This is a genomic window from Methylovirgula sp. 4M-Z18, from assembly GCF_037890675.1.
In the GTDB taxonomy this organism is placed as follows: domain Bacteria; phylum Pseudomonadota; class Alphaproteobacteria; order Rhizobiales; family Beijerinckiaceae; genus 4M-Z18.
Genome location: NZ_CP149574.1, coordinates 1332005 through 1344419 on the forward strand (window position 1 = coordinate 1332005; position 12415 = coordinate 1344419).

The 12415-nt window shown below is 60.9% G+C and carries 12 protein-coding genes; 6 read left to right on the forward strand and 6 right to left on the reverse strand.

What is annotated here, in order from left to right; genetic code table 11:
• Nucleotides 1-75: 75 nt before the first annotated feature.
• Entirely contained in the window at nucleotides 76-714 is a 639-nt protein-coding gene (locus V9T28_RS06045; protein ID WP_245424212.1) for a DsbA family protein, read from the forward strand.
• A gap of 6 nt (nucleotides 715-720) precedes the next feature.
• On the opposite strand, the gene V9T28_RS06050 is transcribed toward V9T28_RS06045, so the two are convergent.
• Both V9T28_RS06050 and V9T28_RS06055 read right to left on the reverse strand, forming a co-directional pair.
• Nucleotides 721-1119, reverse strand: coding sequence for a PIN domain-containing protein (locus V9T28_RS06050; RefSeq protein ID WP_116402381.1), 399 nt, complete (start codon nucleotides 1117-1119; stop codon nucleotides 721-723).
• Complete coding sequence (locus V9T28_RS06055; protein WP_116402382.1) at nucleotides 1109-1339, reverse strand: AbrB/MazE/SpoVT family DNA-binding domain-containing protein; 231 nt, start codon at nucleotides 1337-1339, stop codon at nucleotides 1109-1111. Before V9T28_RS06055 ends, V9T28_RS06050 begins: the two co-directional genes overlap by 11 nt.
• Before the next feature lie 217 nt (nucleotides 1340-1556).
• Between V9T28_RS06055 and clpB the strand changes: the two genes are divergently transcribed.
• Entirely contained in the window at nucleotides 1557-4187 is a 2631-nt protein-coding gene (clpB, locus tag V9T28_RS06060; RefSeq protein WP_116402383.1) for an ATP-dependent chaperone ClpB, read from the forward strand.
• 257 nt (nucleotides 4188-4444) lie between these two features.
• On the opposite strand, the gene V9T28_RS06065 is transcribed toward clpB, so the two are convergent.
• Complete coding sequence (locus V9T28_RS06065; RefSeq protein ID WP_116402384.1) at nucleotides 4445-6301, reverse strand: IlvD/Edd family dehydratase; 1857 nt, start codon at nucleotides 6299-6301, stop codon at nucleotides 4445-4447.
• A 153-nt stretch (nucleotides 6302-6454) separates the two neighbouring features.
• On the opposite strand from V9T28_RS06065, the gene V9T28_RS06070 reads away from it, so the two are divergent.
• Entirely contained in the window at nucleotides 6455-7498 is a 1044-nt protein-coding gene (locus V9T28_RS06070) for a hypothetical protein (protein ID WP_116402453.1), read from the forward strand.
• 29 nt (nucleotides 7499-7527) lie between these two features.
• On the opposite strand, the gene V9T28_RS06075 is transcribed toward V9T28_RS06070, so the two are convergent.
• Entirely contained in the window at nucleotides 7528-8433 is a 906-nt protein-coding gene (locus V9T28_RS06075) for an NAD(P)-dependent oxidoreductase (RefSeq protein ID WP_116402385.1), read from the reverse strand.
• Nucleotides 8434-8557: 124 nt separating this feature from the next.
• Here V9T28_RS06075 and V9T28_RS06080 point away from each other — a divergent pair, with 124 nt between their 5' ends.
• Nucleotides 8558-9472, forward strand: coding sequence for an FkbM family methyltransferase (locus V9T28_RS06080; RefSeq protein WP_339071831.1), 915 nt, complete (start codon nucleotides 8558-8560; stop codon nucleotides 9470-9472).
• Nucleotides 9473-9633: 161 nt separating this feature from the next.
• On the opposite strand, the gene sfsA is transcribed toward V9T28_RS06080, so the two are convergent.
• The gene (gene sfsA / locus V9T28_RS06085; RefSeq protein ID WP_116402386.1) at nucleotides 9634-10341 is read right to left on the reverse strand and encodes a DNA/RNA nuclease SfsA; all 708 of its coding nucleotides are present in this window, start codon (nucleotides 10339-10341) and stop codon (nucleotides 9634-9636) included.
• Nucleotides 10342-10932, reverse strand: a complete 591-nt coding sequence (locus tag V9T28_RS06090; protein ID WP_116402387.1) for a hypothetical protein — start codon at nucleotides 10930-10932, stop codon at nucleotides 10342-10344.
• Between the two features lie 126 nt (nucleotides 10933-11058).
• Here V9T28_RS06090 and V9T28_RS06095 point away from each other — a divergent pair, with 126 nt between their 5' ends.
• Together V9T28_RS06095 and gpt are read left to right on the forward strand one after the other, a co-directional pair.
• Nucleotides 11059-11808: a competence/damage-inducible protein A gene (locus V9T28_RS06095; RefSeq protein ID WP_116402388.1), complete on the forward strand. Its 750-nt coding sequence runs from the start codon at nucleotides 11059-11061 to the stop codon at nucleotides 11806-11808.
• Between the two features lie 90 nt (nucleotides 11809-11898).
• Complete coding sequence (gpt, locus tag V9T28_RS06100; RefSeq protein WP_116402389.1) at nucleotides 11899-12402, forward strand: xanthine phosphoribosyltransferase; 504 nt, start codon at nucleotides 11899-11901, stop codon at nucleotides 12400-12402.
• Nucleotides 12403-12415 lie beyond the last annotated feature (13 nt).

A 12415-nucleotide genomic window follows, 5' to 3' on the forward strand; every position in this document is an offset into this window, starting at 1 on the left:
GCTTGCGCCGCCTTTGTTTTGCCCCTCTCGTCCGTGACATAGTGCGCGCCAATTTCGAGTGATGGGCGAATACTGATGAACCGACGCGATATGCTGCGATATTCCACGGCCTGGGGCCTCGCCGGCGGGCTCATTGCGCTCTTTGATCAGCCGGTGCGCGCCGCTCCGGGCGTCGTGGATGTCAATGCGGTGTTGAACGATCCCGAGTCGCCGTTGGGCGGCAATCCAAAGGGCGACGTGACGATCGTCGTCTATTTCGATTACAATTGCCCCTACTGCAAAAAGTCGATGCCGGACATGAACCGATTCGTCGCGCAGGACGGCAAGATCCGTGTCGTCTACAAGGATTGGCCGATCCTGGCGCCGTCCTCCATCACCGGCGCCAAGCTGGCGTTGGCGGCGAAATACCAAGGCAAATACATGGCCGTCCACGATGCACTGATGGCCATTCCGCATGGACACGTCACAGACGACGAGATGCACGAGGCGGCCGCCGCCTCCGGTGTCGACATGACCCAGCTTGCCGCGGACGCGGAAAAGCAGAACGACGCCATCACCGCGCTGCTGAAACGCAATGCCGAGCAGGCGGATGCCATGGGCCTGCCCGGCACGCCGGTCTATCTCATCGGCCCGTTCAAAATGGCGTCAGCGCTGGACTATGATGGTTTCGCTCAGGTGGTCTCCGACACGCGGGACCAATTGCGCAAGCGGTAGCTCGTTTCATTGGAACGGATTGACAATCTGTAGGCGTTTGCCGACCGTCATTCCATTCTGCATATCTTCGGACCATAACGTTTCGCACTCGGCTAGGAGGGCGGCAGCGACGATCATTGCGTCATAGGTCGAAAAGCCATGACGCTCGGCAAGGGCCAGGCCGCTTTCGTGCGTTTCGAGGGTGAGGGGCTGCACGACAAGAAGGCCACGGAACGCCTCCAAAAAGTCGCGTGTCTCTAGCCAGGTGAGGCCCATCTTGCGACGTGTGACATTGGCGATTTCGTTCAGCACCTGGACGCTGATCGTACCACCTTGGCGAAGCAGGTCCTCGACCTTTTCGGCCTTCGCCCGGTCGGCCCCGGCAAGATACAGCAACACGTTGGTATCGTAGAAATTACCGGCCATCCGCCTCGTCCCGGTCGAATTTGAAGTCGGCTGGGAGGCGGCCCCTGAAGGTAGACAGACGCTTGATCAAGTCTTCGCGGTTCGGCTTGCGGGCGATACCAAAATCACGGGGACCGGCGACGTGGATGTCGATTTCATCGCCCTCCCTGAGACCGAGAAGCTCGGTGACGGCGGCGGGGATGCGGATGGCGAGACTGTTGCCCCATTTTGCGACCTGCATGAGAGCCTCCAGGATATACAGTGTCAGGCATGTATATCATATTTTCAGTGCGACTTTCAACGTGCTGGTCTCACTTGTGAAAATTCTCCGCTCGCCCCTCGCGAAACCACCACCTCGTTCCTACATCACGTCCGAACGGTCGCCGTCAGGGGCCGAAATCGTTTAAGATGACGTACCGGATGCCGCTTCGGGGCATGCGTACGGGCAGGAGGTTTTGATGAATTTGGAAAAATATACGGAACGCGCCCGGGGATTCGTGCAATCGGCCCAATCGCTTGCGGTCCGCGAGGGGCACCAGCAGTTCACGCCCGAGCATATTTTGAAAGTGCTGCTCGATGATGAGCAGGGCCTCGCCGCCGGCCTCATCGACAAGGCGGGCGGGCGCTCGCGCGACGCGTTGCAGCAGACCGAACTCGCGCTGTCGAAACTGCCGAAGGTGCAGGGCGCCGGCGCGGGACAATTATATCTGGCGCCGACCACGGCGCGCATTTTCGATTCCGCCGAAAAGATCGCCCAGAAGGCGGGCGACAGTTTCGTCACGGTCGAGCGTCTGCTGCTTGCGATCGCCATGGAAAAGTCGAGCGAGGCCGGCAAGATTCTGGCCAATTGCGGTGTGACGCCGCAGACACTCAATGCCGCGATCGAGGATTTGCGCAAGGGCCGCACGGCGGATTCGGCGTCGGCCGAGAATGCCTATGACGCCCTGAAGAAATATGCCCGCGACCTCACCGAGGCTGCCAAAACGGGCAAGCTCGACCCGGTGATCGGCCGCGACGAGGAAATCCGCCGCACCATTCAGGTGCTGTCGCGGCGCACCAAGAACAATCCGGTGCTGATCGGCGAACCTGGCGTCGGCAAGACGGCGATTGTCGAAGGGCTTGCCCTGCGCATCGTCAACGGCGACGTGCCCGAATCCTTGCGTGACAAGAAGCTGCTCGCCCTCGACATGGGCGCGCTGATCGCCGGCGCGAAATATCGCGGCGAGTTCGAAGAGCGCTTGAAAGCCGTGCTGAACGAAACGACGGCGGCGGAAGGCGGCATCATTCTCTTCATCGACGAAATGCACACGCTGATCGGCGCGGGCAAGGCCGATGGTGCGATGGACGCCTCGAACCTCTTGAAGCCCGCCCTGGCGCGCGGCGAATTGCACTGCGTCGGCGCAACCACGCTCGACGAGTACCGCAAGCATGTGGAAAAGGACGCGGCGCTGGCGCGGCGGTTCCAGCCGATCTTCGTGTCCGAGCCCACGGTGGAGGACACGATCTCGATCCTGCGCGGCTTGAAGGAGAAATACGAACTGCACCATGGTGTGCGCATCGCCGACAGCGCGATCGTCGCTGCGGCGACCTTGTCGAACCGCTACATCACCGACCGTTTCCTTCCCGATAAGGCCATCGACCTGATCGACGAGGCGTCCTCGCGCCTGCGCATGCAGGTGGATTCGAAGCCGGAGGAGTTGGACGAACTCGACCGCCGCATCATCCAGCTCAAGATCGAGCAGGAGGCGTTGAAGAAGGAGACCGACAAGGCCTCCGTCGATCGCCTCGCCAAGCTCACCGCTGAACTTGGCGATCTGCAGGAGAAATCCACCGCGCTCACCCAGCGCTGGAAGGCCGAGAAGGACAAGCTCGGCGCGACGCAGAAGCTGAAAGAGCAGTTGGAAGCCGCGCGCAACGAACTCGCCATTGCCCAGCGCAAGGGTGATTACGCCGAAGCGGGCCGCCTGACCTATGGCGTCATTCCCGATCTCGAGCAGAAGCTGCACACCAACGAGGCGCAGGCGAAGGATGTGCTGTTGGAAGAAGCGGTGACGCCCGACCATGTGGCGCAGGTTGTTTCGCGCTGGACCGGCGTGCCTGTCGACAAGATGCTGGAAGGCGAGAAGGAAAAGCTCCTGAAGATGGAAGAGGCTTTGGCTGCCCGCGTGGTCGGCCAGCGCGAAGCGGTGGCCGCAGTGTCGACCGCCGTGCGCCGCGCCCGCGCCGGCTTGCAGGATCCGAACCGGCCGATCGGCTCGTTCATGTTCCTCGGGCCGACCGGCGTCGGCAAGACCGAGCTGACCAAGGCTTTGGCGGCGTTCCTGTTCGACGACGAGGCTGCGCTCGTGCGCATCGACATGTCCGAATATATGGAGAAGCACTCGGTCTCGCGCCTCATCGGCGCGCCCCCCGGCTATGTCGGCTACGATGAAGGCGGGGCTTTGACAGAGGCCGTGCGGCGCCGGCCCTATCAGGTCGTGCTCTTCGACGAAATCGAGAAGGCGCATCCGGATGTGTTCAACGTGCTGCTGCAAGTGCTCGACGACGGCCGCCTGACTGATGGCCAGGGCCGCACGGTGGACTTCCGCAACGTGCTCATCATCATGACGTCGAATTTGGGCTCCGAATATCTCGTCAACCAGAAGGAGGGCGAGGATTCGGAAGGCGTGCGCGACGAAGTGATGAGCGTGGTGCGCAGCCATTTCCGGCCGGAGTTCTTGAACCGCGTCGACGAGATCATCCTATTCCATCGCCTGAAGCGCGAGAACATGGCGGCGATCGTCGATATCCAGATGCTGCGTCTGGCAAGGCTGCTGGAAGATCGCAAGATCACCCTCGACCTCGATGCTAAAGCGCGCGCCTGGCTGAGCGACAAGGGCTACGATCCCGCTTACGGCGCACGTCCGCTGAAGCGCGTGATCCAGAAGAACGTGCAGGACCCGCTGGCGACGCGCATTCTCGCGGGTGAGATCGGCGACGGCGAAACGGTGCATATCAGCGCCGGGCCGAGCGGGATCACGATTGGGGATGTGCCTGCGGCAGAGGAAGATGCGCATAGCGCGCAGGTGGTGAAATTCCCGAAGGGGTAAGTGTGTTCCCTTCTCCCCGTTTACGGGGAGAAGGTGCCCAGAAGGGACGGATGAGGGGCAGTGCCAATCATGAGCGGCTGGCGAAAACGTTCGTAGTGCAGTGACGGACCACCCGTATGCCCCTCATCCGCCATGCAATGAACTTGGGCTTGCCCAAGTTCATCATTCTTGATGATCAAATCGGGTAGACCCGATTTGATTGCATGCCACCTTCTCCCCGCATCGCGGGGAGAAGGGTTCTCGCGTCATCCTCGCGACTAATGATTATCCCGCGGCACACCCCGGGTCTGCGCCACACGCTGATATTTCACCGCCGGCTTCAGCACCATGCCCTCATCAAACTGGTCGACCATCGCACGCTGGATTTCCTGCCAAGGTGTCTGGCTCGGCGCGTATTTGAAGCCGCCGTTCTTAGCGAGCTTCTCATAGCGCGCTTTGAGTTCCTCGTCTGAGATCAGGATATTCGCCGAGCGCTTGTTCAGGTCGATGCGCACGCGATCGCCCGTCTTGATGATCGCCAGACCGCCGCCTGCCGCCGCTTCCGGCGAGGCGTTCAGGATCGACGGCGAGCCGGATGTGCCCGATTGGCGACCGTCGCCGATGCAGGGCAGGGCCTTGATGCCCTTTCTGATCAGCACCGCCGGGGGCTGCATGTTCACCACTTCCGCGCCGCCGGGATAGCCGATCGGACCGGTGCCGCGAATGAACAGCATGCAATGCTCGTCGATCTTCAATTTCGGATCGTCGATGCGGTGATGATAATCCTCCGGCCCCTCGAACACGACGGCGCGGCCTTCGAACGCATTGAGATCGTCCGGATTCAGCAGATAACGATTGCGGAATTCTTCCGACACGACGGAGAGCTTCATCACCGCATTGTTGAAGAGATTGCCCTTCAGGATCACGAAGCCTGCATCCTCGCGCATCGGCTTGTCGATCGGGAAGATCACATCGCTGTCTTCCGATTCAAAGCCCTTGCAATTCTTGCCGATCGTCTTGCCGTTCACGGTCAGCGCGTCCTTGTGGACGAGGTCCTTCTTCATGAGCTCGTTGATGACGGCGGGCAGACCGCCGGCGCGATAATATTCCTCGCCCAGATATTTGCCGGCCGGCTGCATGTTGACGAGCAGCGGCACCTTGTGGCCGTGGGTCTCCCAGTCCTCGATGTCGAGCGGCACGCCGATGTGCCGGGCAATCGCGTTGATGTGAATCGTGGCATTGGTCGAACCGCCGATCGCGCTGTTGATGACGATGGCGTTTTCGAGCGCCTTGCGGGTGATGATGTCGGAGGGTTTCAAATCCTCCCACACCATTTCGACGATGCGCTTGCCAGTTTCATAGGCGATCTGGCCACGCTCCTTGTAGGGCGCTGGAATCGCGGCGCTGCCAGGCAGGGTCATGCCGAGCGCTTCGGCCAGCGCGTTCATGGTCGAGGCGGTGCCCATCGTGTTGCAATGGCCGACGGAGGGGGCGGACGAGCCGACGAATTCGACCATTTCGTCCGTGGTCAGTTCGCCAGCCGCGACGAGTTCGCGCGCCGTCCACATGGCCATGCCCGAGCCCGAGCGTTGGCCTTTGTACCAACCGTTCAACATCGGGCCGCCGGGGAGAACGATGGAAGGAATGTTCACGGTCGCTGCCGCCATGACGCAGGCTGGCATGGTCTTGTCGCAGCCCGTGGTGAGCACGACGCCGTCGAGGGGATATCCGTACAGCGTTTCCACCAGGCCGAGATAGGCAAGGTTGCGGTCGAGCGCCGCGGTCGGGCGCTTGCCGGTCTCCTGGATCGGATGCACCGGAAATTCAAAAGCGACGCCGCCGGCCGCGGTAATGCCGTCGCGGATGCGCTTCGCGAGATCGAGATGGTGGCGGTTACAGGGCGACAGGTCGGAGCCGGTCTGGGCGATGCCGATGATCGGCTTGCCAGAGCGCAACTCCTCCGTGGTCAGGCCGAAATTGACGTAGCGTTCGACATAAAGTGCCGTCATGCCGGGATTGTCGGGATTGTCGAACCAGAGCTGGGAGCGGAGTTTGGGGTTAAAGGCCTTGTGGGGCTTGTCCGCTTTCTTCGTCTTGCCGTCTTTCTTGGCCTTCGGTTTCGTGTCCTTACTCAAAGCTCATCCTCCAGAGATGCGGGATACGCCGCCTGAACTATGCTAGAATGCTACCAAGTGGAAATGAAAATCAATTGATTCCGGCCTTGCAGCACCGCATTGATGCCCTGCGGGCGGTTGGGCCGAAAGCTTAAGACAGCCGAGGGCAAATCTTTGGTTAATTTTCACGAAGCCGCGAAAGCGGGCCTGATCACCGAGGACCAGGCGGCACGTCTGACCGCCTTTTACGCCGTTCAGGCGCCGGGAAGAGTTCATCAACCGCGCTTCGATGTGACCAACGTGCTCTGGTATGCGGGCGCGATCATCGCCATGACAGCGATGGGCCTGTTTTCGAATCGCGTCTTCAATCTGATGGGCGGGGGCGGGCTTTTCATCACGGCGCTGGCCTACGCGCTGATTTTCTTCCTGGCCGGCAATTTTCTGTGGCGCCGCGACTTGCGGATTCCGGGCGGCCTCCTTATTGCCGCCACGGTGACGATGGCGCCGCTCGCGGTCTTTTCCATTCAGGACATGCTCGGCTGGTGGGGTGAGTTCGGCCGGCCTGACGCCTATGGCGCGTTTAACATCTGGGTGAAGGGATCCCGGGTTTTCATGGAATGCGCGGCGATCGCGGCGGCCGCGGTCGCAGTGCGGTTCTATCCTTTTGGCTTCATTGTGCTGATCGCGGCGGTCGCGCTGTGGGCTCTCTCGATGGATTTGACACCGTGGTTCGGGCGAAGTTCCGATTTCGACTGGACGCTGCGCGCCAAAGTCTCGATGTATTTCGGCCTGGGCTTGATCGCGCTGGCGTGGGCGGTCGATCTTCGGCAACGCCACGCCGACTATGCCTTTTGGTTGCATCTTGCAGCCGCCGCCGCTTTCTGGAGCGGCCTCACCGAGCAGCATTCGGACAACGAATGGGCCAGGTTTCTTTGCTGCCTGATCAATATTGGCCTCATCGGCCTGGCGCTTTTTCTGTTCCGCCGCGTTTATGCGGTCTTCGGTGTTGCCGGCATCGCGCTCTATCTGGGTTATCTCGCCGACGAGGTATTCGAGGATTCGCTGTTGTTTCCCTTCGCACTCAGCGCGATCGGTTTGGCATTCGTCGCCGCGGGCCTCTGGTCGCTGCGCAATCGTGCTCGGATCGCGGAGGCGTTTGAAAGCTTGTTGCCGGAACGCGCCGCGAGGTTACGGCCAAGACGGTTCGAGCCCGGCTGATTGGATGCGATGAGCGGCGGCAGCCGGCGTCAGTCGGGCCGCACCTTCACCCCATTGGCGGCCGCAACGAAATCGGTAAGGGTCGGCACGAAATCGCCTCCATGCCCGGCGGCAACACTTGCCGCGAACGAATTCTTGACCGCCGAACCGACCGGATTGGCAACGTCCGACGCATTCGCGAGGGCCGCGAGATAGCGCAAGTCTTTTGCCGCATTGGCGAGGGTGAATTTATGCGGTGCGGGGTCGTGGCCCAGCGCATAGGCCATGAAGGTCTGGTAGAAACCGCAATCCATTCGGCTGCCGCGCAGAACCCGGTCGAACGTCTCAACCGAAATCCCGGTTTTCCGGGCGAGCGTGAGGGCTTCAGCGTAAATGGCCGCATAGCCGAGCGACAGAAAATTGTTGAGCAGCTTCATCTTGTGGCCGTCGCCGACCTGGCCGATATGCTCGATTTTCGCCGCCCAGGCCGCACACACCGGCTTGATTCGCGTAAATACGTCCGCGCTCGCGCCGATCATGGTGGAGAGTTGGCCGGCCTCCGCTTGCGCCGGCGTGCCGCCCAGCGGCGCATCGGCAAAATGCACGCCAAGCGGCTCGAGGTCGGCGGCGAGCTTTAAGGTCGAAACCGGATCGGCGGTCGAACAATCGACGATGATGAGGCCGGAATGTGCGCCCTGTTTGATCCCGTCCGGCCCGTTCACCAGTGCCTCGATCTGCGGCGAACCCGTGACGCACAGGAAGATGATATCGCATTGTTTCGCAAGCTCCGCCGGCGATTTTGCCTCTTGCGCGCCGCGCCCGACGAGATCGTCCACGGGCCCGCGATTGCGATGGCCAAGGACGGTCAGGGCATAGCCTTTCTCCACAATATTCTTGGCCATCCCATGGCCCATGAACCCGACACCGATGAAGCCGATCTTTTCGTTTCCCGACATTCTGCGCCTCCCGCGTTTCAGCCTATCCTAGGGGGAAGTCGGGGCTGGGCAAGCACGTCCCGGCATGTCTGGGATGCTTTCGTTCCGATCCGGGCGGGGAAACGCCGCTCCAATATGGATTTCCATGTCGATTTTCTATAATCCGGCAATCCAGATGACGCGAATGACAGGCCGCCAGATGAATGATTTCCCTCCCGACGCGATCTCGCCGTTCGGCCATTACACGCCGCGGCCTTTCGTCGGGCGCTTGATCAATCGGGCAGCGCGATGTCCTGCGACCTGGTTCGGCGTGCGCCGCGCCTTCGCCCTCCGCGGCGTGGCGCGTAAATTCCTGAAGGGGCGTCCGCTTGATGTCGAGCGCTTGGGTGCGCGCATGCGGCTCTATCCCTATAACAATGTCTGCGAGAAGCGCATTCTGTTCACGCCGCAATATTTCGACGCGGAAGAACTCGAGGCGCTGCGCGCCGACATCGCGGCGCAGACGCACAGCAACTACGTGTTTCTCGATATCGGCGCCAATATCGGCGGCTATACGCTGTTCGTCGCCGCCCACAGCGGGTCGCAGGCGCGCATCATCGCGGTCGAGCCACAGCAGGACATTTTCGAGCGGTTGATCTTCAACGTGCGGCAGAATGATTTTGCGAAAGTCAAGGCGCTCGACTGTGCGGTGGCGGATGCCGACGGTGAGGTCACGCTGTTCGTGGACGCGCAGAACAAGGGCGAAACCTCGATCCGCATCGTCAACGACAATTATGGCGCATCGCAGGTGCGCGTTCCGGCAAAAGCATTGAAGACGATTGTGCGCGAAGAAGGGTTCACGCACGTCGACGCGATCAAGCTCGATGTCGAGGGCGTGGAAGACATTATTTTGGAGGCCTATTTCGCCGATGCGCCGCGCAACGTGTGGCCGCGCCTGCTGATCGTCGCCGACGCCCCCGACCGCTGGTCGATCGACTTGCCATCCTATGTGCTGCAAGCGGGCTATGAGCAGACGATGGTGACGCGGACGAATTTGGTGTTCGTGCGGAAGGATGCGTGAGCTTCTCTGTCATTGCGAGGAGCAAGGCGACGAGGCAATCCATCTCCCAGTCGCGGAGGTGTTTCCGCGGCCAAACCACCGCGACGAGCGAAAAACAATTCAGGTTGGGAGATGGATTGCTTCGCTACGCTCGCAATGACGGCGTCGTGCGCGCCGCTGCATCAATCCATCGGCACGCGCTTCGTCACCGTAATGCCTTCGGCGCTCACATCGCATATATAAGCAACCGCCTCCACACCGCGCCGGCGGGCGCGGGAAAATGCTGCGGCATAGGCGGAATCGATATCGGCCGCGAGGGTGAAGCGCTCGGCACGCATCTGAATGAGATAGACCATTATCGCCCGTGCGCCGCCCGCGACCATGTTGTCGAGCTCTTCGAGATGTTTCGCGCCGCGCGCCGTGACGCAATCGGGAAATTCGGCGAGCGGGGCATGTCGCATCATATGCACGTTCTTCACTTCCACGTAGCAGGGCGGCTTGCCGCTATCCTCGAGCAAAATATCGATCCGGCTGTTGACACCGTATTTCACTTCGCGGCGCAGGCGGTCGTAGCCTTGTAATTCCTGGATCGTGCCGGAGCGGATCGCTTCCTCGGTGAGCGCGTTGGGATGCGAGGTGTTGATGCCGACCCATTGCGGCCCAGCGCCAAAATCCGCTTCGACCAATTCCCAGGAATAGGCAAGTTTGCGTTTGGGATTGTCGCTCTTCGACAGATAGACTCGCGCGCCCGCCGCGGTCAGGCCGAGCATCGCGCCGGGATTGGCGCAATGCACGGTGATCTCCGCGCCATCCTCAAGCCGGATGTCGGCGAGAAAGCGCTTGTAGCGACGGATCAGGCGGCCTGGGATGAGTGGGGTAGGGAAGATCATCTACTGAGGCGGAACTATTTTTAATTGAGGCTCGAAACGTATCGTCGTTTTGATGTCATCATCGCCGCCGATATCACTCATCGACAGCACAGGTAATTTGCTCTCAGGATCGAAGTAATATTTAACGAATAAATTATTTTGCTGCCACGAGAGCCCTATATAACGGTTTGAGTCGAGTTCGATATAGCCGAGACACTTGGCCTGGCCCTGAGGCAGGAAGAGCATAGCATAGCCTGCGATTTGGTCCAATTCGCCCGTGCTTTCCGGTGTGACCTCCCCCCATTCCTTAGTCGTCGTGAATACCCATCCGGCGTCACGAATCTTCACAGTGCCGCTTCTGAGTTGCCCATGCTCGTCATATTCCCGGTATCGCCAAGCGCGGCCAGGAATGTTTTCGATAATTTCGAGGGTTTCGTGCGTTCGGCCATCCGGACCGGCGGTGGTGTTCTCCATTTTTGCAATGTAGGGCCCAGCTTTCTCGAAACGCTGAGCCAAATCTGATTGCAATGCACCGCAGTCCAATTTGGCATCTTCAGCTTGCGCCATCGTCGCAAAAAGAATCGCCACTATTGTGAGCGCATGAAAACGCATGGATGCCTTCAGGAGTACATGAAAGTGTGAATGATGTCGTATGTTAGGCGGCTCCAGTTTCGTTGGCAACCGGCGCTTGCCTATGGTTTTCGACGCGAACATAATGATGGTCCGCAGGAGCCCCTCATGACCGTCGAAACCGTTACCGCCGCCGTTCTTGTCATTGGCGATGAAATTCTGTCCGGCCGCACCAAGGATAAGAACATCGGCTATATTGCCGAATATCTCACCCAGCTCGGTATCGATGTGCGCGAGGTGCGGGTCGTGCCGGATGTGGAGGAGGAGATCGTGACGGCGCTGAACGCCCTGCGCCACCGCTACACTTACGTCTTCACCACCGGCGGCATCGGCCCGACCCATGACGACATCACTGCCGACAGCGTCGCCAAGGCCTTTGGCGTCGACATTTCCGAGGATCCGCGCGTGATCGCGCTGATGGCGCCGCGCTACAAGCCGGGCGAATTCAATGCGGCGCGGCGGCGCATGGCCCGCATTCCGCATGGGGCGGACCTCGTTGCCAACAAGGTGTCGGTCGCGCCGGGGTTCATGATCGGCAATGTCATCATCATGGCCGGCGTGCCAGCCGTCATGCAGACCATGCTCGACGACGTGACGCCGCGCCTGAAGACCGGCACCAAAATGCTGATGGAGACGATCGATGCCGCCGGCCTCGCCGAGGGCACCTATGGCGGCCCGCTCGGCGACATTGCTGCAGCGCACACGGGCGCGACCATCGGCTCGTATCCCTCCTTCCTCGACGGCAAGTTCTCGAACCAGATCGTGGTGCGTTCCAAGGATGCGCAGGTGCTCGCGGCGGCGGTTGCAGACGTGCATGCCATGATCGCCCGCCTGAACGCCGCACGGGCGGCGGGCTAGCGCATTTCCTGTGGCCAATTGCTGGCTTGCCCTCGCGTGTCGCCCGTCGGCTTTGCTAATCTCCCGGCAAAGCCAATTTGAGGGAATCACATGAGCGAGCCAGCCCAGGCTAAAGTCTTTCCGGTCTCGTGGGACCAGTTTCATCGCGACGCCCGGGCGCTGGCCTGGCGGCTGGCGGGGGCGGGGCCGTTCGAGGCGATCGTATGCATCACCCGCGGCGGTCTCGTCCCCGCGGCCATCGTCGCCCGCGAACTCGGCACGCGGATCATCGAGACCGTGTGCATCGCGAGCTACCACGAATATACGGAGCAGGGCGAACTCATGGTGCTGAAAGGCCTGTCGCCGGAGGTGATCAAGCTCGGCGACGGCAAGGGCGTGCTGGTGGTGGATGACCTTGTCGACACCGGCAAGACCGCGACGGTGGTGCGCAACATGCTGCCGAACGCCCATTTCGCCACTGTTTACGCCAAGCCGCTCGGCCGGCCGTTGGTGGACACATTTATTACAGAGGTGTCGCAGGACACCTGGATCTATTTCCCCTGGGACATGGGCCTGAGCTTCCAGCCCCCCATCGCCAAGGGCTCGCAGGGCTAGAAAAGCATGCGGC

Coding starts and splice junctions, on each gene's coding strand:
- V9T28_RS06045 (WP_245424212.1), top strand. CDS start 76: ATGAACCGACGCGATATGCTGCGATATTCCACGGCCTGGGGCCTCGCC.
- V9T28_RS06050 (WP_116402381.1), bottom strand. CDS start 1,119: ATGGCCGGTAATTTCTACGATACCAACGTGTTGCTGTATCTTGCCGGG.
- V9T28_RS06055 (WP_116402382.1), bottom strand. CDS start 1,339: ATGCAGGTCGCAAAATGGGGCAACAGTCTCGCCATCCGCATCCCCGCC.
- clpB (WP_116402383.1), top strand. CDS start 1,557: ATGAATTTGGAAAAATATACGGAACGCGCCCGGGGATTCGTGCAATCG.
- V9T28_RS06075 (WP_116402385.1), bottom strand. CDS start 8,433: ATGTCGGGAAACGAAAAGATCGGCTTCATCGGTGTCGGGTTCATGGGC.
- V9T28_RS06080 (WP_339071831.1), top strand. CDS start 8,558: ATGTCGATTTTCTATAATCCGGCAATCCAGATGACGCGAATGACAGGC.
- sfsA (WP_116402386.1), bottom strand. CDS start 10,341: ATGATCTTCCCTACCCCACTCATCCCAGGCCGCCTGATCCGTCGCTAC.
- V9T28_RS06090 (WP_116402387.1), bottom strand. CDS start 10,932: ATGCGTTTTCATGCGCTCACAATAGTGGCGATTCTTTTTGCGACGATG.
- V9T28_RS06095 (WP_116402388.1), top strand. CDS start 11,059: ATGACCGTCGAAACCGTTACCGCCGCCGTTCTTGTCATTGGCGATGAA.
- gpt (WP_116402389.1), top strand. CDS start 11,899: ATGAGCGAGCCAGCCCAGGCTAAAGTCTTTCCGGTCTCGTGGGACCAG.